The sequence below is a fragment of the Pontibacter deserti genome (assembly GCF_023630255.1).
GTDB lineage: Bacteria > Bacteroidota > Bacteroidia > Cytophagales > Hymenobacteraceae > Pontibacter > Pontibacter deserti.
On sequence record NZ_JALPRS010000001.1, the window covers coordinates 2,097,305 to 2,118,300 of the forward strand.

Genomic DNA, 20,996 nt, shown 5'->3' on the forward strand with positions numbered 1-20,996 from the left:
ATTATCTCCCGTAAATTTTATCTAATACTTCTGCTACTCTCACAAATTCTTCGGCCTCTTCGTTAAAGCCTTCGCCTTTAGCCAGACGTTCTGCCCAGTCCACTCCTGCTCTTCCCGACCAATCATCAGGTGGTGAGCACAATACCTCTGTTTTAGTACCGTAATAGCGCTCGGCTACAAAATCGTAAAAAGACCCGTTGGTGTTTTTCAAGGCTACGCCGCCTTCTGTGCCATAAAATGTAGCGTTGATGATGGCTTCCTGGCCTGCTGGTAAATTCCAGGAACAGGTTAGCTGCAGATGTGTGCCGGTTGCTAAGGCTATACTTGCTGTGGCATAATCTTCTACCTTGCCTTCGGCCATACTTATAGGTTTGCCTTTTGCAAATAGCTGGCTGTGCACTTCCTTTACTTCCGGGAAGTTCAGCGACCATAAGGCCAGGTCTACCAGGTGCACGCCAAGGTCTATTACACAGCCGCCACCAGAAAGTTTCTGTTCATAAAACCAGGCTTTATCCGGGCCATAGGCATTATGAAAAACCAGCTCTACCGCATAAATATGGCCTAACTCACCTGACTGCACCACCTTGTATACTTCCTGCATGGCTTTTGTGTAGCGGTACGACAGGTCCACGCCTAACAGTTTGTTATGGCTGCGGGCAGTATCTACTACACGGCGGGTTTCTTCTATGTTACGGCCAAGGGGCTTCTGGCAGAAAACAGCTTTACCTGCTTCCAGGGCCAGCATACTTTGCTCAGCATGAAAAGCACTTGGCGTAGCGATCACTACTCCATCTACTTCAGGTTCATTAATGACGGCTTCCAACGAATTTACCTGTGTAGCTCCAGGAGCACTTTTCAGGGCTTCAGATGCATTTTGAGGCAAGGTATCAGCTATAAAAGCCACTTCGCCGGCTCCATTTTTTGCTATCACTTCCATGCGGTTTCGGCCAATCCAGCCGACACCTAAAAAGCCTAGTTTAGGTTTGGTTGATGTCGCCGAAGAAGGGATAACTGTATGTTGTTCCTGATCAAGTATAGTTTCCTGCATGTACTAAAAAGTTATTAAGGCCTTCACAAATCCATCAGGGCGTGATGTCAGATCATGAAAGGCTTCGCCAATATTTTCTAAAGTATAGGTATGGGTGTAGAGCTTTTCAGGATCGATGGCACCCTGCTCCACGGCTATAACTGCTGCTTTTATACCTTTGATGTACTCCTGTGGGTCCCGTTCGTGTGCGTTTATCACATCCAGGCCACGCCAGTTCCAGAGTTGGATGTTTACCTGCCGCATGCCATCCTGATGAAAACCAGCGATAATGAGTTTGCCGCGTTCTGCGGTAAGTTCGCCGGCCAGGTTAAGCGGCCATTCTTTTCCGGTGCACTCTACTACGCGTTCGCAGAACTTTCCGTTGGTCAGTTCACTAACTTTTTGAATAATTTTATAGTGATCATCCATTTTGATCACCTCATCTGCACCACATTGTTTTGCCACATCCAAAGAGAAGTCGCGCTGGGAAATAGCTATAACCCGTGCTCCCGCATTTTTGGCCAGTTGCACCAGCAAAGCCCCCAGAAAGCCAATACCAAGTATAGCTACTGTTTGCCCTGCTGAAATATCGCTGCGCTTGAAGATGTTCATGGCACAACCCAACGGCTCTCCCGGAAAAGGCTTACCCGCCAACGTATCAGGCAGCTTCACCACCTTATCAGCATCGGCTATGTCGTAAGCAGCATATGATTTATAAGACAGCGCTGCTACGCGATCACCGACTTTTACATCGGTTACGCCTTCGCCAACGGCATCTACCAAGCCCCAGCCTTCGTGTCCCGGATTGCCGGCCTCTACGGGGTAGTTAAACCACTCCCGGCCTTCCCACACCGGTATGTTAGACGCGCACAAACCGCAGCCTTCCAGCTTAACCCGAACCTGGTTTGCGCCGGGTTCGGGCAGCGGTACTTCCTGAACTTCCACAGTTTTAGGAGCCGTTAGTACTGCAGCCTGCATAGTGGCAACATAAGTTTGTGTGGCTGTTTTTTTTTCTGTTGTAAGGGTGTCTTGGTGTTGCATCAGGCTACAGCTACTTTATTTTCTGTTTCAACTTTTTCTTCGATGTCTGCTTTTTCAGAGGTCAGGATCATTGGCACCTGCAAGCCACGGTTTTCGCACAGCCACTGATAAAGCTTTGCCACACCCTCCTGCACATTGTGCTTCGGATACCAGCCGGTTGCTTCCTGAAACTTGCGTGTATCGGAAACATAATAGTGCTGATCTCCGGGGCGCCAGTCTCCAAACGAAAGTGCAATCTTCTTGCCCCTGTACTTACCTATAGTTTTAAGCAGTTCAAGCAGGCTTACCGTATTCTCGGGGCCGCCGCCAATGTTAAAGGCTTGTCCTTTTATGCTAGGCATGTGCTCCTGCGCCAGTAAAAATGCATCTACCAGATCTTCTACAAAAAGGATATCCCGAACTTGCTTGCCATCTCCATAGATACTGACAGGCTTACCTTCTATGGCCCGGATAGCAAAATGAGCAACCCAGCCCTGGTCTTCGTTGCCATACTGGTGAGGACCATAAATACAGCTCATCCGGAAAACAACGGCAGGTATATCATAGGTGCGGGCGTAGTCGATCACATACTGGTCGGCAGCTCCTTTAGAGCAACCATACGGACTATGAAAGTCGAGTACGCGTGCCTCACTGATTCCGTTTTCTTTTATATTCTCATCTGCAGGGTAATAGCGTGATCCATTTGAAATGAATTTAAGGTCTTCCAGGCCGCCGTATACTTTGTTAGTGGATGTGAACACCAGCGGTGGCGGGTTATCCTGTTCTCTGATCGCTTCCAATAAGTTGATAATGCCACGCGCATTAACTTCAAAATCGTTGAGCGGCAGGTCGAGAGATGTGGTTACGGCTACCTGTGCCGCAAAATGGAAAACAGCTTCGGCACGTTTCATTACTTTACGCACCGTTTGCAGGTCGCGAATGTCCCCAACGTATACTTCCAGCTTATGGCCATAGGTGTCATGCAGCCATTGCAGGTTCTGCTCTACCCCGTCGCGGTTCAGGTTATCGAATATCATTACACGCTTTCCATCATCCAGCAGCCGCTTCGCGAGGTTGGTACCCACAAATCCGGCTCCACCTGTAATTAATGTATAAGGTGCTGTGTCTTCAGCTAAGGTGCGTTTAATAAAATCCAACTGATCCAGTTTTTCGATGCCGTGTTTTGCCCATAGCCTGTAAAGCAGTTTAGTTGAACCATCAGATTTTTTCAATCCAAAATGATACTCCCGGTCATCAAGGTGGAAACCGGCTACCGTAGGCAGGTTGGCATCCAAGTCGCTGATACCATACCAATATACCCGTGTAGCATCTGCTTTCAGAGCTTCTTTAAATTCCTGTACTTGCTTGAATTCATCATGCTGCCAGGTCGAAAAGCCGGCTTCAGTAATCCAGAGTTCGGCTTTGCAGTTGTTCTGGTTCATTACCTCCCGCACTGCTTTTATCTTTTCTTCCCAGCCATCCCATACCTGGTCGAACACATATGGGAAACCATGTATACCTACGGCATCAATGTACTGCATCACGCCGTGGTCGAACATGCTCTGCAACCAGTTGGGGTCTATCGGGCTCATGCCTCCCAGCAATGTTTTTTTACCACGCTGCTGGCACCAGTAGGCTGCACCACCCACCATTTCGGCAAATTTGTTCCAGCCATAGTCTAAGGTAAAATCATACTCTACTTGGTTATTTGGCTCGTTCCATAGTTCTACCCACTCAAAGTGTTGCCCATGGTCGGTGATGAATACATCCAGGAAATCGGCATAGGCTTTTTTATCTTTTGGTGGTGCCGATGTGCGGGGCTTTTCACCTATACTTGGTGGAGTATACAGAAAGCATGGAAGTATATTTATTTCTTTAGCCAGCGTAGGTATCAACCAATCGTACCAGCTCTTTCCTTCCGGAGTATAATAGTCGGCCCAGGATACACCGGTGCGCAGTTCAGTTACCCCCAGTTCCTTCAGGTCTTTTAACACCTGCATTACATGCTCCCGCTCCCCAGGTCTGAACCATTCAACAAGCCCTACAACAGGAAAAGTATTCTTTACTGTATTATTATGCATTTTCATAATCTGTAATTCTGATTCTTGTTGAGAAGGATATTAAACTGTAAGACCCCGGGCAGCCAGTTCGGCGCTCGCTTCGCTTACACGGTCATAGGCAATCTGCCCTTCGAGCCAGTCAGCCAGTTCTTCCAGGCCACCATTAAATTCTACCTGCGGATAAAAGCCCAGTATCTGTTTTGCTTTAGAGATATCGGCGTAGCAATGTCTGATATCACCTACTCTATACTTGCCGGTAACTTCCGCGACTAAGTGCTCTTTGTTCATTACTGTTGCCAGGCGCTCAGCAATCTCACTTATAGTATAGTTGTTTCCGCTGCCCACGTTAAATACATGGCCATTCGCTTCGTCTTTTTCCATTGCCAGGCGACAAGCTAAAGCCACATCACGCACATGCACAAAGTCGCGCTGCTGGTAGCCATCTTCAAAAATCATTGGGGAGTTGTTGTTCAGGAACCGGGATGCAAAAATGGCCAGCACACCAGTATAAGGGTTAGATAATGCCTGCCGCGTGCCATACACATTAAAGAACCGCATGGCTACTGTTGGTATGTTATAAGCGCGCCCTACCATTAAGCAAAGGCGCTCCTGGTCGTATTTGGAAAGTGCGTAAACCGATGATAAACAAGGGGTTTTGGTTTCGGGGGTGTGAAGCGGCTCTAATTGATTGCCTGCAGCATCGTAAAGTTCCCAATTGGCAGCTTTCAGTTGTTCCAGCGGTCGTTCTTCAGCGGTTACCACTTCGCCCTGCTGGTTCTTATACAGCCCCTCGCCATAGATGCTCATGCTGCTGGCCACTACCAGCTTTTTAACAGGGTTCTTGATCAGGGCTTCCAGCAATACAGCAGTGCCAATATTGTTGACGTCTGTATACTCTTTTATCTCATACATGCTCTGCCCAACGCCTACCATTGCTGCAAAGTGGTAAACTATATCCACACCTTCCAGGGCACGTTTTACATCTTCCGGGTTGCGCACATCCCCTACCATCAGTTCAACATCTTCGTGCAGGTATTCAGGCCGCCCGCAGTCTTTGCCATGCACCTGTTCGCTCAGGTTATCCAGCGCTCTTACACTATAGCCATGCTTCAGTAATTCATCCGCCAAATGAGAACCAATAAAGCCGGCTCCGCCTGTTATCAAGACTTTGTTTTTCATAGTTTATATGTGTTGTTTGTAATCAAAAGCTAAAATGGCTGCGCAGTTGGCCTTATAGTAATATGGTTCGCAGAAACCCCCTCAGGCTGTTGCAATGCATAAAGCACTGCATCTGCTACCGCCTCAGGCGATAAAGCTCCATAACCTATACTCTCAACCGTCTGACTTCCAGATATCGTATTTTCAAAAAAAGCTGTGTCCGTAACTCCGGGCGCAACTACCGTTACTCTTACAAAAGGCAGTACCTCCAGGCGCAGTGTTTCTGCCACTACCTCCAGCGCAGTTTTGGTTGCAGCATAAATACCACCATAGGTATAAGCCTTTCCGGCAGCTACCGACGAAATGATCACCACATCGCCTTTGCCTTTCTCCAGCATAGCCGGCACAAAAGCCCGGATCAGCCGGAGTGTACCTAACAGGTTTGTTTCAATTACCTGCTTCCACTTTTCGGGGTCACCTTCCGTAAGCTTCTCGTGCACGCCACGGCCAGCACTACATACCAGTATATCTGGCAGTCCCAACTTTCTATTTAATTCTGTAAACAAAGTGTCTGTGGCAGGTGCGGAGACCACATCACTTTTAATGTATAAGGGCTCTTGAGGCAGGGTATCGGGGAGGTTCAGATCAGCAACAGCCGTTTTTACGCCATGTTCCAGTAGTTTTGCAGCAATCGCTTTACCAATACCGGAAGCCCCACCACTAACTAATGCTTTTCTACCTCTCAGGTCCTGCACGCTATATTTAAAATTTAATATTTAAGTATAGTTTTTAGTAATTTATCGTGATAGGTACAAACGTAACGGAAGCAAATTGGGTTGTTGATGCTGAAATACGACTATATTTTCATAGCTTAATTTGCGGGTATATTTGCTGCAAACACACTTTTAGTTACAGTAAAACTTCTGCTGCTGCCTTTGGTATTGCACTACTGTTTGCTATATAGTAGCTTGGCTGTTGCACTTTTAATTTAAGTAAACACTTACCTTGTCCATGAACTTTGAAAAAGACCTGTATCTCGAAGATGATCATGTATTACTTCGCCCGATCAAGCCAGGTGACCTGGAGCAACTACAGCCAATAGCCCTAGATGCAGATACCTGGCGCTGGTACGTTACGCGCATTGCTAACATACAGGACCTGGAAGAGTGGGCACAGGCAGCATTTAATGACAGGCGTGACCACAAGCGCTACCCTTTTGTGATAGTTGATAAAGCTACCGGAAAACTTGCTGCCAGCACCGCTTATGGTAACATCTCAGCGTTTGATAAGCGACTTGAGATCGGCTGGACATGGCTGGGCGAGGATTTCAGAAGTACGGGGCTGAACAGACACTGTAAGTTCCTGCTGCTGAGCTATGCTTTTGACGTGCTGCAGTATGAACGGGTAGAGCTGAAAACAGACGTGCTGAATATCCGATCCCGGAAAGCTATACTTAAAATAGGGGCCACAGAAGAAGGTACGTTGCGCAGCCATATGTTAATGCACAACGGCCGCCGGCGCGACACAATTTATTATAGTATTCTTCGGCCGGAATGGCCTGCTATAAAAGCTACCATATTTACAGATTTAACCTTTACCTGTACACAAGTATAACTTACATCGTATAGTTGGTGTAATTCATCGGCTATACTTTGGAAACTCCTGCTCCTAAACGTATTTTCCTGATCAGGCATGCCAGACCACAGGTTTCCGGCAAAGGTCTGTTTAATGCTGCACGCGCCCGGCAGTATATAACAGATTATGATGCAGCACAGGTAGAAGAATTTATACTTGCCCACGAAGCCCTTCCTTATAAGCAGATCACCAAAGTACACTGCAGTACCTTGGTCCGCTCGCAACTTACTGCCAAGGCTATTTTCGGAGATGATGTTAATCTGATCATCGACCATAATTTCCGGGAGTTTGAGCGCAAAATATTCTCTCTTCCACTCCTGCAATTACCTATCAATCTCTGGTTAGTAGGCGCGCGTATTCTCTGGTTCCTGGGGCTTAATAGCCGTGGTATCGAAACCTTTAAAGAGGCGCGCCATCGTGCACGAGCCGCCGCAAAACAACTTTCTGAAGAAGCTGAACGCGAAACTATAGCCGTTTTGGTAGCTCACGGGCTATTAAACTTCTTTATAAGACGCGAATTAAAACGATTAGGCTGGCAAATTTCTGTGAAAGGAGGCAGCGGTTTTATTAGTGTAAACGGGTTTGAAAGAGCTTAAAAGCCAATAAGTTATAAAAAATAACCTCAAAATATAAATCTAATAGCATTATATACGTATGAAGCTGTATTAAGCAGATGGAAAGGTGCCCCTGCATTACCTTTTCCCTGGTTTTTATACTGCAGGTTATTATTAATCACTTCAAATCATACCCATCATGAAGAGAAATTTACTGTTAATTCTCCTTTTTGTCTGTGCGCTTACAAGCAGCGCCTGGGCTCAGGCACTTGTCGTGTCAGGAAGGGTGACATCAGCAACCGACGGTACAGCCCTACCCGGCGTAACTGTACTTGAAAAAGGGTCTACTAACGGGGTTACAACCAACAGCTCGGGAGAATATCAACTAACTGTTAGCCCCAACGCAGTACTGCAATTCAGATTTGTAGGTCTTACTACACAGGAAATTCCTGTAAACGGGCGGTCAAGTATAAATGTACAGATGAGCTCGGATGAACAGCAACTGAAGGAAGTAGTAGTTGTGGGGTATGGTACTCAGCTGAAACAGGAACTGACAGGTAACGTTGCCCAAATATCCGGAGAGCAGATAGCCAACGTTCCGGCTCCATCCCTGGAATCGGCATTGCAAGGCCGTGCTGCTGGTGTTTACATAAACCAGGGTAGTGGTAAGTTAGGTTCCGGTATAAATATCCGCGTACGTGGTGCTGCTTCTGTATCGGCAAGTAACCAACCGCTTTATGTGGTAGATGGTATACCTGTAACCTCCACTGACCTGGGCTCAACCAACGCTGAGCCGCTAAACCCGATAGCGGATATCAACCCGAATGATATCGAATCTATTGAGATTCTGAAAGATGCCTCAGCTGCCGCTATTTATGGATCCAGAGCATCAAACGGGGTAGTAATTATCACAACTAAGCGCGGTAAGGCAGGTAAAACAAACGTTAACTTTAACTACTATACCGGCTGGAGCAAGCCAACCAAGATCAGGGAATTTCTGAACGCAGAGCAATACATTGAGCTATTTACAGAAGCAGCTGAAAATTCAGATATCGACCCAGCTGACATATTCGATTTTTTTGGGCTGGATATAAACTCAGAAGTTGACCAGAACTGGGACGAAGAGCCATTTCAGAATGGAAGTGTATCGCAGTATGAAGTATCTCTGAATGGCGGTAGTGATAAGACTCGTTTCTACATAAACGGTAACTATAACACAACGGATGGTATTATAGTTGGTAACGAGTTTGACAGAGCAACAGGCCGCATAAACATAGATCATTCTATATCAGACAGATTCAGATTAGGAACCAACCTATCCCTGATCCGCACCCTGAACAAACGTGTATCTGATGACAATGCTTTTTCTAACCCGATTCAGCTTAATGCGTTACCACCTATCCAGCCCAAAATAGACCCTGAAACAGGTGAACTTAACAGACGCACATTATACTATAATAACCTTATAGACCAACGAGATGGCTTTAACGATGCCCTCACTTACAGAACTATAAGCACTGGTTACTTGGAGTTTGATATACTTTCTAACCTGCAGTTCAGAACAGAACATGGTATAGATTTCCTTAATCTTCAGGAAGAACTATACTTAGGCAGGCTGACAGAAGATGGCGGCCCATCAGGTTATGGTTATAATGCCCAGTTTACCTCCAGTAACTATAACACTAACAATACACTAAACTACAATACTGTACTAAGCGATGTTCATAAACTGGACTTCCTGGTAGGTTTCAGTTATCAGAATGCAAATTCCAATGGCTCTTCTGTTGAAGCCAGAGGTTTCCCAAGCGACAAATTTCAAAAGATCGCAAGTGCTTCCCGTATTATTAGCGGCAGCTCTACCGGCACAGATTATGCATTCCTGTCTTACTTTACCCGCGCTAATTATGTACTGAACGAGAAATACTTGTTTAGTGGAAGTGTGCGTGTAGACGGTTCATCCAGGTTTGGTGAGGATAATCGTTTTGGTACCTTCCCTGCTGCATCTGCAGGCTGGATCATGACAGGAGAAGATTTCCTGAGCGAAAATAAAGTAGTAAGTTTCCTGAAATTACGTGCGAGCTATGGCCTTACCGGTAATGCTGAAATAGCCAACTTTGCACCACTTGCACTTTACAGTGCATCTGCCTACGAAGAAGAATCCGGCCTTGTACCAAGCCAGCTACCTAACCCTGACCTGCGCTGGGAGAAGACAAAACAGTTCGATATAGGTTTAGACTATGGTTTATTTAACGACCGTATTACCGGTGAAATAGATTACTATGTTAAAAATACAGATGACCTTCTGCTGAACCTGCCTTTACCTGCTACCGGTGGCTATACCTTCATTACAAAAAACATTGGCAAACTGGAGAACAAAGGTTTTGAGTTTGTGATAAACACCCAGAACCTGGTCGGAGAATTTAGCTGGAACACTAACTTCAATATAGCATTCAACCGGAACGAGGTTACAGACTTAGGTGGCAATACCATTTTCGGTGATTCCAGGGGATTAGGTCAGATCCGTGAAGGTGAGCCAATGGCTGTTTTCTGGGGTCCGAAATACGCTGGTGTTGACCCGGATAATGGTGATGCTCTATACTATGTTCGTGCCGGCAGCGATGAAATAACAAACGATTATAGTTTAGCAGAAGATCAGAAAGTAGGTGACCCGAACCCCAAAGCCATAGGGGGTTTAACTAACACCTTCTCTTATAAAGGATTTGACCTGAACGTATTGATGCAGTTTGTAACCGGTAATGACATTTATAACATGGCTGGATTCTTCCAGTCAGTAAACGCAGACTTCTTCGATAACCAGACCCTTGACCAACTGGATCGCTGGCAGAAACCAGGTGATATTACAGACGTGCCACAAGCCAGGTTATTTGGTGGAAATGGTTCCGGCACATCCTCAAGATGGGTGCAGGATGGATCATTCCTGAGAATTAACCAGGTGAATCTAGGTTATAAACTGCCTGATAACTGGATAAGCAAAGCAAAAATGACATCAGCACGTGTTTATTTGCAGGCAACTAACCTGCATACCTTTACCGATTATGATGGCTATGACCCGGAAGTAAACACTACTTACTTCGGACGCAGCAACGTAATGCTTGGCCACGATTTTTATACACCTCCGTTGGCAAAAACATTTACTATTGGCGTAAACCTGGGGCTATAACCAACCTTAAAATCATCTGATATGAAACTGAAAAATATATTACTGGCATTTATACTAACGTCAAGTCTTGGAGTCACCTCCTGTGATGACCTGCTCGATGTTGAACCGCAACAGTCTATTGATGCGAGAGATGCGATCAATACACCTGAGGATTTGCAGGGCGCTGTAATTGGTATGTATTCTATACTTGGCGAACCTGAACTGTATGGTACCAACCTGTTATTATTGCCAGAACTACAAGGCTCTGAAGAAAATCTAACCTGGTTAGGTACTTTTGCAGGTTACCGCCAGGTGAGTTTAAAAAACATGACTGCTGATAACTCTGAAGCACAACGCACCTGGATTACTGCTTATGAAGGTATAAACCTGGCCAACATTGTTCTGAGTAAGCTGGATATAATGGAAGACCCTGATGAGCGCGACCGTGTAGAAGGCGAGGCACTGTTTGTAAGAGGTATCCTGCATTTTGAGTTGGTAAGGATGTATGCCAAAGCCTGGAATGATGGAGACCCTACTAACGCTAATGAAAATCCGGGAATACCAATACGGTTAACACCTACAACTACTGAAGCTGAGGCAGCCCAGTTACCGACACGCGGCTCAGTAGCAGATGTATATGCCCAGGTGCTGGAAGACCTGCAAGCTGCAAAAGAACTACTACCAGAGCGAAACGACGAGCGGGCTAATACTTATGCAGCAAGCGCCTTTTTATCAAGGGTATACCTGCAACAGCAAAACTATGCTGGTGCCCGCGACGAAGCCAACAGAGTAATTGAAGAAGGAGGTTTTGAACTTAACCCATCTGTAACATCCATTTTCAGGAACGATAACACTGCCGAGGCTATTTTTGAGATACAGCAGAACGACCAGAACAACGCGGGCTCTGCCAACGATGGTCTTGCTACATTTTATGCTGACCTGGAAGGTATAGGTCGTGCCGATATAAGTGTGAATACAGAGTTCTCAGATGAGAACCCGAACCGCTACACTACTTATGATTTGTATGAAGAAGATGATGCGCGATTAAATCAGCTCTTTTATGAAGGCTTCAACTTTGGAGCCATCACAACGGGTAAATGGACAAGCCCTGGGCAAAATATTCCGGTTGTGCGCCTGGCAGAAATGTACCTGACCCGTGCTGAGGCAAATTTCAGGCTGGGTACAACTGTTGGAGCCACTCCCCTGGAAGATATCAACACCATCAGAATACGTGCTGGCCTGAACCCTTTACTCATCGTTACACTGGATAGAATCCTGCTGGAGCGACGTTTAGAACTAGCTTTCGAGGGCTTCCGGATTCATGACCTGAAACGTACCGAAACTGACCTGATTGGTCGTGATCCAGAAAATGGGGCTGAAGAATATGTAATTCCCTGGAATGCTGCTGAACTGATTTACCCGATACCAAGACGTGAAATAGACGCCAGCAAAGGATCGTTGAAACAGAATGAAGGCTATTAAGTTTGATAGCTTAGCTGAACTACAAAAAAGGCTCCTTACAAAGAGGAGCCTTTGCTTTTAAACTGAAATATAAATTGAGTTAAGTTAAAGTATAGATCTGAAATTAAGATTAATTTGCATCATGTTTAATCTATACTTTATCTATGAAGCTAACTTTTACCATTTCCCTTGCGGTTGCCCTGCTACTATACTTTCCTGAACGGGCTTTTTCTCAAAACAATACCGACGGTGCAGCCAGTAAAACGGTGTACGAGTATGTAGAAACCATGCCTAGTTACAATGGTGGTCAGGATGCTATGCTAAAGTACTTGTCTAGTAGTATTCCTTATACAAATGCTCAGGCGCAGGGGCTAGTAGTTGTTAGTTTTGTAGTTGATACTGATGGGAGTGTAAATCAGGTAAAAGTATTGAAGAGCCTGCATCCTAAACTGGATTCTGTTTGTGTGCAGTCTGTGAAGAACATGAGTGGCCACTGGACATCTGGTTACCAAAAAGGCAAGCCTGTTGCTGTGCGCTATACCTTACCGGTAAAATTCACAAATAATAGCTCCGGGTCTTCGACCGACAAACAGGATATGCCCGAGTTTACAGGTGGCCGAACCGCTTTCGAGAACTTTATGTATCGGAAAGCGAAATATCCTAAAGGCGCTAAAAAGCACGGTACAATATATGTTTCATTTATCATCAATGAAGATGGCTCTCTATCTGACTACGCGCTGCAGAACAGCCTTGAACCTATACTTGATGAAGAGGCTCTTAGATTAGCTAAACTGACTGAAGGCAAATGGATACCTATTGAAAAAGACGGTAAAAAAGTGAAGATAAGGTATACCATGCCGGTAGTATTTTAACCTGTAAACTTCTATAACAAAAAAAGCCCGCTGCCAAAGTATAGCAGCGGGCTTTTTTATGAAGTATAGCCTGACTAAAACTCCCAGTCGTTGTTAAGGATGGAAATAGCGTGGTAGGCAGTCATATCGTACTGGCATGGCACCACTGAAACATAGTTGTTCACAATAGCCCATTCGTCGGTATCTTCTCCTTTGTCGTGGTTTACAAAGCTGCCTGTCATCCAGAAGTAGCGGCGGTTACGTGGGTCTAGTCGCTCATCAAACTCTTCCTGCCACTTGGCATGTGCCTGCCGGCAGATCTTTATACCTTTTATTTCTTCATCGCTTTTCTTCGGGAAGTTCACATTCAGGGCTGTATTTTCCGGGATCGGGTTTTTGAGTGCCTGGCGGATGATCTGCTCCACAAAAGGCTCGGTATGCGAAAAATCTGCTTCGTGGCCATAATCACAAAGCGAGAAGCCAATAGCTGGCAGGCCTTCTATGGCAGCCTCAATAGCCGCTGACATAGTGCCGGAATATAATACGCTTATACTTGAGTTAGAGCCGTGGTTAATGCCGCTTACTACCAGGTCAGGTTTGCGGTCTTTCAGTACATGGTGCTTGGCCAGTTTCACGCAATCTGCCGGGGTGCCGGAGCATTCATAGGCTTCTATACCCAGGTCATCAAAAGCAATGGATTTATCCAGGCGCAGCGTGTTACCAATTGTAATGGCATGTCCCATTCCTGACTGAGGCCCGTCCGGTGCAACCACTACTACCTCTCCTACCTTCATGGCTACCTCAACCAAAGTGCGTATGCCCGGAGCCGTTATGCCATCGTCGTTCGAAATGAGAATCAGTGGTTTAGCCATTTTTATTATTTTTAGTTGATGTAGAACAAAATAAACGAATTTGTTTTTCGTGCTAATATACGACAACCCGATGCAGGTCATCAAGGTTTAACAATCTTTTAATACCCGAATACTGAAGCTATGATTATCAAAAACATATTTTACGCAATACTGCTGGGGGTGGGCATGGCCGCCTGTCTCTCGCAGAACGATAAGAGCGGAGAAGGAGAAACGGCCGGCACTACCCCTGAGCAATCCGCTACTGAAATAACAGAGCAAAATATAACCCCTACAGCTGAACAACTACAGATTGCGCCAGACCGTGTCGGCTTTATAACTATAGGTCAGAATATAGAACAGATGCGCCAGGCCATACCTGCCGGTTTTACTATAACAGACACCACGTTGCAGCAGGAAGGAATGCAGGCAACAGCCTATATTATAAAGCCGGACCAGCAAACAAAAGGTATACTTGTAGAGCAGCAATGTAAGCAGGACTGTAATGTCTGGCGGCTTAATGTACAATCAGATTTATATAAAACAGCTAAGGGAGTACATGTTGGCTCCACTTACAGCGAAGTACAGAACATACACCCGATAAGCACTGTAACACTGGCTGATGGCGGACTAGTAGCAGTTGCAAAAGACGGTGGAATGACATTTGTTTTAGAAACGGCACAGATTCCTGCCAACCAGCGCGCTCGTCTTACTCCTGCCACTGTACCAGCCAATACTCCGGTTAAAGCCATTCTTGTATATTAGTAGTTTGCAATATTTAAAGTGAATTAGTATTATTGCTGAATGGCACTACTTCGCTCCCGTTACAAGTATAAAGATCTTGGTCTGCTGATACTACGCATCGGTATCGGTTTAATGTTTGTTATTCATGGCTGGCCCAAGCTTACCGGCGGACCCGAAAAGTGGGAACAGATAGGTAAAACTATGGAAATGATGGGCATTGATTTTGCACCGGTGTTCTGGGGTTTTATGGCTGGCTTCGCCGAAGTAGTGGGCGGTTTCCTGATCATGTTCGGGTTCTTTTTCCGTATCGCCTGTGCACTGCTGGTAATCACTATGCTGGTAGCTACCGCACGGCACATGTCAGAAGGGGATGGCTTTGGTGGTTATTCTCATTCACTGGAAGCTGCCATTCTTTTCTTTTCGCTTCTATTTATCGGCCCCGGCAAGTATAGCCTGGATAAAGCTATTTTCCCGGGTAAAAAAGACCGCAGAATTTACTAACACCCTCCGATATAAAGTATAACTCCTGCCACACACAAGTATAGCTTTTGTATGGCAGGAGTTTTTTATTTACTGATTCTTCAATTGCCTTACTTAGAACACAATGGTTTTCTCCCTGAAAATCCTTTAAATTACAGTCTCAACATTACAAGCTATACTTACCAATGTTAACCACGCTACTTTTAGCTGCGCTGCTAACGACAGGCACACCCGATAAAACTGACCTGAAAACACCTTACGAAAAAGGAAACGGCAACACTACCGCCACCTACGACGAAACCATAAACTGGTACAAAAATTTTGATAAGGCATATGATGAGGTAAAAATGGTGCCTTACGGGTATACCGATTCAGGTCGTATGCTGCACCTGGTCATAGTTTCTACGGATAAGGATTTTGACCCTGCTTCTGTTAAAAACAAGAACAAGCGTGTGCTGCTGATACAGAATGGCATACACCCAGGGGAGCCGGAAGGTATAGATGCGACCATGATGCTGGCCCGCGACTACCTGCAGGACAAGAACAAGCGCAAACAGCTGGATAACGTGGTGCTGGCCATTATTCCTGTTTACAACATTGGCGGTGCGCTAAACCGAAACAGCCATACCCGCACCAACCAGAACGGACCGGAAGAATACGGTTTTCGTGGCAACTCCCGTAACCTGGACCTGAACCGCGACTATATTAAAACAGATTCCCGAAACGCTAAGCTATTTCACCTGGTATTCCGCGACTGGGACCCCGATGTGTTTATGGATAATCATACTTCAAACGGAGCCGATTACCAGCACGTGATGACGCTGATCGCTACGCAGCACAACAAACTGAACCCAACTCTGGCAAAGTACCTGAACGAGAAGATGGTACCCACTCTTTATAGTGGCATGAAACAGGATAAATTTCCGATGGTACCTTATATGAACCATGCAGGCGATACGCCAGATGAAGGTATAATCGGCTTTATGGAATCGCCACGCTATGCAACAGGGTATACTACGCTTTATAACACACTCGGTTTTGTGCCGGAAACCCACATGCTAAAGCCTTTCGACCAGCGTGTAAAAGCTACCTACAAGCTGATGGAAAACATGATTGAAACAGTACACCGCGATGCTGACGAGATCGGGAAATTACGCGCCAAAGCCAAACAGGAAACCCTGCAGCAGCAGAACTTCGCCCTTAACTGGGAGCTCGATACCACCAAAGTTGATAAGATTCCTTTTATGGGATATGCCGCCAAGTATAAAACGAGTGAAGTGAGCGGAACAGAACGCCTGTACTACGACCGCAAAGCACCATACAGCAAGAACATCAACTACTATAATACTTTTAAACCTACCACTACTGTACAGAAGCCGGTAGCCTACATTATACCTTTTGCCTGGCACGAGGTTATTGATCGACTGAAGACTAACAAGGTAGAGATGCAGCAACTAACCCGTGATACAACTATAACGGTAGACACCTACTACATTACAGACTATAAAACCGGCCAGCGCGCTTACGAAGGCCATTACCTGCACACCGATGTAAAAGTTGAGCCGCGTACCCTAAAGCGCCAGTTTCTGAAAGGAGATTATGTGGTATACCTGAACCAGGAAGCCAATCGTTTTTTAGTTGAAGTGCTCGAGCCACAGGGTGTAGACTCCTACTTCGCCTGGAACTTCTTCGATTCAATCCTGATGCAGAAAGAGTACTTTTCCAGCTACGTGTTCGAAGACCTGGCAGCAGAATACCTGAAGCAAAACCCGAAACTGCGGGAGCAACTGGAAGAGCGTAAAAAGAAGGACCCTGAGTTTGCAAAGAATGGGCGTGCGCAGCTGGACTTCGTTTACCGCAATACCCCGCACTACGAGTTTACACACAACATGTACCCCGTAGGACGACTGATGCAGGACGTAAAGCTGCCTCTGTAAAGTATAGATTATGCTAAAGTATAAAAGCCACCTTAACAGGTGGCTTTTTTGTTTTCAGCCCAAAACTTAGCAGGCAGAGTTTATACTTAGCCAACAGCCAAACCATAGCCCACTACCCAAGTATAAATTATACTATAGTTTATACCTATGGAATTACCGCACGGCTTTCAGAAGATGATAGACTTTGGGCTGGTAGAAGCACTGCTGGGTCGCCGGTCGCGCCGCTTTTTTATGGGTGCCGAGATCCCCGATGGTGTATTTACTTATAAGTCCAGGCATGAGCCGGTACCGCTGTCAGAACTGGAAAAGCTGCTTGTACTAGGGGCATGTGCCGGTAATACCAGCTGGCATCATATGATCTTCCGGGCACAACGGTATGCCCCGCACCTTTCAAACTATGCCGCTGCTGCCGGTGGTCGCACCTTTCCTTCAGCGGCCGGCTTCCATACCAGCATGACCTTTTTTACCGATGATGAAGGTGTTTACGTGCTAAATAACCGCGACGCGCCTGCCAGTGCCGAGCGTGACGAAGCTGGAAACCTTGACTTGAATGCGGTGCTAAATGCTTTAAAAGGCCAGATCACGAAAATACAGGATGGACGTTTAGGCATACCTTGCGAAGTACCTTACATCGAAGCCCACAATACCTGGGTAGTAAATAAGCCCGGAACGTTACTGGTTATACCTGTTGGCGATCTGTCGCAGCATGTGTTGCTTGCCTTATGCTATATGCTCCAGAACGGTCTTGTGCTCACCGATGACATCCATAAACGATCTGTTCCGGGAATTGAAAAGTATAGTCATTTGTATGACCCAGGTAGTGTTTGGCCGATTACTTTTATAGAACAATGGTCAATGGCCGAACTGACTGCTGAGTTAAGTACAAGTTGCTATGCCGGTGCCCTGATGCTGCAGGCAATGGGACTGGGCGGCTGGATGTTTAATGGCATCGACCCATTCAGCATGCTAGGCGCGAGCGGCAATCCGGCTGTGCCTGGCTTAGGCTTCAGGTACGATACAAACGAACAGTGGCCATACCCCAACCCGACCGGACTGCAAAGTATAATGGAAGGCTATTGCCCGCCACATTACCCGAATATGCGTGCAGCAGTAGATGCGGTCTGCGAACGGAAATTTGGCAAAGGCGGGCCGTTTAATATACGCACGCCCGGTCCCTGGAAGGAATCTGCAAAAGTACGCGGCGCAGCGGAAGTGCACTCTGAAGATTTTAGGGAGTGTGTGGCGTTACAGGCGCAGTATATCTACGACACATTTGGCAAATTTCCCGGAACAGTCCCTTCGATGTTTGTGATTATGTACCTGCAGGCGCACCACCTGGACCTGGAGTTTTATGACCAATTTTTCAAGCCCGGAGCATACCTGCATACCCACGCCACTCATATGGCTGACTGGCACAAATAACTACAACCCACTCTCCTATTTCTTATCAATCTCCTATTTACCTATAGTTCAACTATCTGTACTGTCCTACGTTTAACGGCATATTACTATATTCAAACATTATGAAAAAGCATAATAATGAACTGGAAATAGACGAAGACATGGCCCTTGAGCGGAGGACCTGGATCATACAGCGTTTCAGCTGGGTCATTATGCTGCTGATCCTGATTGCAGCGTTACTGGGCTTTACCGGCCGTGGCGGAGCACCAGGTATCAACAAAATGAAAGCTGCTACTGCCTCGCAAAGTATGGAAATAGAATATGAGCGTTTTTTAAGAAATGAAGTATCAGGTGAGATGAAAGTAAACCTAGTTAACATTCCATCAGCAAATCCAAGTGTTTTCTTCAGTAAAGAGTTTTATGAAAATATTCGGGTAGAACAGGTGGTGCCGGAGCCGGAAACAGTGCAGGTAGGCCCTGAAGGGATAACCTATACTTTCCAGGTAAGCCAACCAGAGAGCCACATAATGTTCTATACTAAACCTATGCATACTGGTACTCTAAACATTGTTGTACGTGGCCCGAATAACGATACCGTTACGTTATCACAGTTTGTATACCCTTAATCTGAACTTAAACTATGGATACTATTATAAGAGGGGCAATTGTATACATTTTTCTGCTGATCATTTTCAGGGTAAGCGGGAAGAGAACTTTGTACGATGCCACCGTATTCGATTTTGTGTTATTGCTTATAATTGCAGAAACTACACAGCAGGCTCTGTTAGGAGATGATTTTTCGCTTACCAACGGGCTGTTGCTCATCATGACTCTGATCGTGCTGGATATATTCATCTCCTTGCTAAAACAAAAGTTCATGCCTATAGAAAAACTGGTAGATGGTGGCCCACTGATCATACTGGATAATGGCAGGCTGCTACGCGACCGAATGCGTAAAGAGCGTGTAGACGAAGCTGATATACTTGAATCGGCGAGAGACCTGAAAGGCCTGCAGCGACTAGACCAGATAAAATACGCTATACTGGAAAAGAACGGCAGGATCACGATCATTCCGCAGGAAGAAGAAAGCTAAGCTATAAGCTCCACACGATTTTATAACATAAAAGCCACCTGTGCCGGTGGCTTTTATAGTTTATAGTACAGGTATAGTCTTATTTAAGCATAGATGCCGTGTTGGGGTTAGAGAGTAGTTCTCCGAAGAGCTCCCAGCGCTTGTCCGGGTTATTTTCTGTGCCTCCATTACCTTCGATATAGTTGCGTACCAGTTGCTTACCCAGGTTATAGTTTATCACATAGCTTCTATACTTATCCATAAAGCGGGTACGCTGCAGCGCTTTGTCTTTTGGGTACAAGTTATACTTCACCAGCATGTCAGCGGCCTGCTCACGGGTTATTTTGCCATCTAAGTATAACCTTGCTGCTTCGTTACCGGCAAAATCCAGCTGGCCAATTTTTTCAAGTATAGTATAGTAGCGGTCGGCTTCAGATGCATTTAAACCAGCCAGCGGGAAGAGCACTTCTTTCTCAAACTTCATGCGGTCGCCGGCCGGGAAAGCCACCTCAATGCCATAGTTGGCGCTACCCTCGGCAATCAGGCTTTGCGGGCTGAACAGCGGGTAGATCGAATATTCCTTCCAGCCTTTTTTATCTACTAAGTTCTGCTCCAACAGCACATTAAACACGTGGTGTCCCGGGTAACCTTCATGCGAGGCCAGGTCCACGGCGCGTTCAATGTAGATCGGAAAATCGGTGTTTATCTGAATCAAACTATAGCCTTTGCCTTTATAGTAGTTGTACCCAGACCAGGCTTTGTCTGTAACAAACTCCAATTTAAAGTTTTCCTGTTCTGGTAAAGTATAATGTGCTTTGGTACGGGTGCGGGCTTCGGCTATGGCAGCTCTGAATACAGTATCTAGTCTGGCTTTAGGTATTTCAAATTTAGCGCGGTAAGCATCCCAACGTTCCGTTATACTTCCTTTGCCCGGCAATTGCTTGTCGATGTCAGAAAGTATGGCCTCGAAGTGCGAAAGTTCGTAATGTGGCGGTACAGCATCGTAAAGCAGCCTGGCCTCTTCGTCAAAACCATACTTCTTACCCTGCATCATCTCTACTTTGGTAATAGCCGCGATGATCTGTTTTTTGAACATAGCTACACGGCGTTTCTCATCTGCAGGCAGGTTAGTGGTATCCTGTAGGTTCAGTTGCTGTTGTATGGCTTTAAACTCAGTTAAAAATTCATCCGCAGGAAGTGTATCGGCAGGTTCACCTGTTGGTTTCCACTCTTCCGGACCGTAGTAAGCATCTACAATATCACTGTCGTACTGGCCCAGTTTAAGAAGGGTTTTAACGTAGCGCTCGGCAAGTTGGTCCATGGTAGCCACCTCCGTTTTTTCTGTTTCGGTTTTAGTAGCTGTACAGGCCCAGGTGGCGGTAAGCAGTACAAGTAATAGCAGCGTTTTTTTCAGAGTTTGCATGTAAGGGTAAGTATAGTTTTAAAGCAAGTTATACTTGTTTGGGCAGGATGGAAAGTATAGGTCGGGAAGTTATACTTAGCCCGGGAATGTATCTACCAGGTATAACTATTGATCTGCAGAAAATATAGCCACTCGCATGAGCTAGGCACGCTGCGAATGGCTATG

General features: G+C 45.9%; 18 protein-coding genes. 11 read left to right on the top strand and 7 right to left on the bottom strand.

Annotation, left to right across the window (positions count from 1 at the left end; all coding sequences use genetic code 11):
• Position 1: 1 nt before the first annotated feature.
• Genes MJ612_RS09140 through MJ612_RS09160 form a run of 5 tightly spaced genes read right to left on the bottom strand, consistent with a single transcriptional unit; the run spans position 2 to position 6,020 of the window.
• Positions 2 to 1,048 (bottom strand): Gfo/Idh/MocA family protein, encoded by a 1,047-nt coding sequence (locus MJ612_RS09140; protein WP_187033185.1) that lies wholly within the window; start codon positions 1,046 to 1,048, stop codon positions 2 to 4.
• Between the two features lie 3 nt (positions 1,049 to 1,051).
• The gene (locus MJ612_RS09145; RefSeq protein ID WP_187033186.1) at positions 1,052 to 2,068 is read right to left on the bottom strand and encodes an MDR/zinc-dependent alcohol dehydrogenase-like family protein; all 1,017 of its coding nucleotides are present in this window, start codon (positions 2,066 to 2,068) and stop codon (positions 1,052 to 1,054) included.
• Positions 2,068 to 4,134, bottom strand: a complete 2,067-nt coding sequence (locus tag MJ612_RS09150; protein WP_222619731.1) for a GDP-mannose 4,6-dehydratase — start codon at positions 4,132 to 4,134, stop codon at positions 2,068 to 2,070. Before MJ612_RS09150 ends, MJ612_RS09145 begins: the two co-directional genes overlap by 1 nt.
• Positions 4,135 to 4,167: 33 nt before the next feature.
• The gene (locus MJ612_RS09155) at positions 4,168 to 5,286 is read right to left on the bottom strand and encodes an NAD-dependent epimerase/dehydratase family protein (RefSeq protein ID WP_187033187.1); all 1,119 of its coding nucleotides are present in this window, start codon (positions 5,284 to 5,286) and stop codon (positions 4,168 to 4,170) included.
• Between the two features lie 29 nt (positions 5,287 to 5,315).
• Entirely contained in the window at positions 5,316 to 6,020 is a 705-nt protein-coding gene (locus tag MJ612_RS09160; protein WP_187033188.1) for an SDR family oxidoreductase, read from the bottom strand.
• A 256-nt stretch (positions 6,021 to 6,276) separates the two neighbouring features.
• Here MJ612_RS09160 and MJ612_RS09165 point away from each other — a divergent pair, with 256 nt between their 5' ends.
• The 5 genes from MJ612_RS09165 to MJ612_RS09185 all read left to right on the top strand — a co-directional run bounded on the left by MJ612_RS09165 (position 6,277) and on the right by MJ612_RS09185 (position 12,947).
• Positions 6,277 to 6,879: a GNAT family N-acetyltransferase gene (locus tag MJ612_RS09165; protein ID WP_187033189.1), complete on the top strand. Its 603-nt coding sequence runs from the start codon at positions 6,277 to 6,279 to the stop codon at positions 6,877 to 6,879.
• Between the two features lie 38 nt (positions 6,880 to 6,917).
• The gene (locus tag MJ612_RS09170) at positions 6,918 to 7,496 is read left to right on the top strand and encodes a histidine phosphatase family protein (protein WP_222619733.1); all 579 of its coding nucleotides are present in this window, start codon (positions 6,918 to 6,920) and stop codon (positions 7,494 to 7,496) included.
• Positions 7,497 to 7,653: 157 nt separating this feature from the next.
• Positions 7,654 to 10,635: a SusC/RagA family TonB-linked outer membrane protein gene (locus MJ612_RS09175; RefSeq protein WP_187033190.1), complete on the top strand. Its 2,982-nt coding sequence runs from the start codon at positions 7,654 to 7,656 to the stop codon at positions 10,633 to 10,635.
• 21 nt (positions 10,636 to 10,656) lie between these two features.
• Positions 10,657 to 12,096, top strand: coding sequence for a RagB/SusD family nutrient uptake outer membrane protein (locus tag MJ612_RS09180; RefSeq protein WP_187033191.1), 1,440 nt, complete (start codon positions 10,657 to 10,659; stop codon positions 12,094 to 12,096).
• A 143-nt stretch (positions 12,097 to 12,239) separates the two neighbouring features.
• Positions 12,240 to 12,947 (top strand): energy transducer TonB, encoded by a 708-nt coding sequence (locus tag MJ612_RS09185; protein ID WP_187033192.1) that lies wholly within the window; start codon positions 12,240 to 12,242, stop codon positions 12,945 to 12,947.
• A 74-nt stretch (positions 12,948 to 13,021) separates the two neighbouring features.
• Here the strand turns inward: MJ612_RS09185 and surE are convergent, their stop codons facing one another.
• Complete coding sequence (surE, locus tag MJ612_RS09190; protein WP_187033193.1) at positions 13,022 to 13,798, bottom strand: 5'/3'-nucleotidase SurE; 777 nt, start codon at positions 13,796 to 13,798, stop codon at positions 13,022 to 13,024.
• A gap of 120 nt (positions 13,799 to 13,918) precedes the next feature.
• On the opposite strand from surE, the gene MJ612_RS09195 reads away from it, so the two are divergent.
• The 6 genes from MJ612_RS09195 (at position 13,919) to MJ612_RS09220 (ending at position 19,429) form a co-directional block, all read left to right on the top strand.
• Positions 13,919 to 14,539 carry a mechanosensitive ion channel protein MscS gene (locus tag MJ612_RS09195; RefSeq protein WP_187033194.1) on the top strand — a complete coding sequence of 207 codons (621 nt, stop codon included), beginning with the start codon at positions 13,919 to 13,921 and terminating at the stop codon, positions 14,537 to 14,539.
• A gap of 39 nt (positions 14,540 to 14,578) precedes the next feature.
• Positions 14,579 to 15,019 (top strand): DoxX family protein, encoded by a 441-nt coding sequence (locus MJ612_RS09200; RefSeq protein ID WP_187033195.1) that lies wholly within the window; start codon positions 14,579 to 14,581, stop codon positions 15,017 to 15,019.
• Between the two features lie 164 nt (positions 15,020 to 15,183).
• Positions 15,184 to 16,935, top strand: coding sequence for a M14 family zinc carboxypeptidase (locus MJ612_RS09205; protein WP_187033196.1), 1,752 nt, complete (start codon positions 15,184 to 15,186; stop codon positions 16,933 to 16,935).
• A 147-nt stretch (positions 16,936 to 17,082) separates the two neighbouring features.
• Positions 17,083 to 18,357 (top strand): hypothetical protein, encoded by a 1,275-nt coding sequence (locus MJ612_RS09210; RefSeq protein WP_187033197.1) that lies wholly within the window; start codon positions 17,083 to 17,085, stop codon positions 18,355 to 18,357.
• 101 nt (positions 18,358 to 18,458) lie between these two features.
• Positions 18,459 to 18,962, top strand: a complete 504-nt coding sequence (locus tag MJ612_RS09215; protein ID WP_187033198.1) for a hypothetical protein — start codon at positions 18,459 to 18,461, stop codon at positions 18,960 to 18,962.
• 14 nt (positions 18,963 to 18,976) lie between these two features.
• Positions 18,977 to 19,429 carry a DUF421 domain-containing protein gene (locus tag MJ612_RS09220; protein WP_187033199.1) on the top strand — a complete coding sequence of 151 codons (453 nt, stop codon included), beginning with the start codon at positions 18,977 to 18,979 and terminating at the stop codon, positions 19,427 to 19,429.
• Positions 19,430 to 19,508: 79 nt separating this feature from the next.
• Here MJ612_RS09220 and MJ612_RS09225 read toward each other — a convergent pair whose 3' ends face one another.
• Positions 19,509 to 20,831, bottom strand: a complete 1,323-nt coding sequence (locus MJ612_RS09225; RefSeq protein WP_250419106.1) for a hypothetical protein — start codon at positions 20,829 to 20,831, stop codon at positions 19,509 to 19,511.
• Between the last annotated feature and the right edge of the window lie 165 nt (positions 20,832 to 20,996).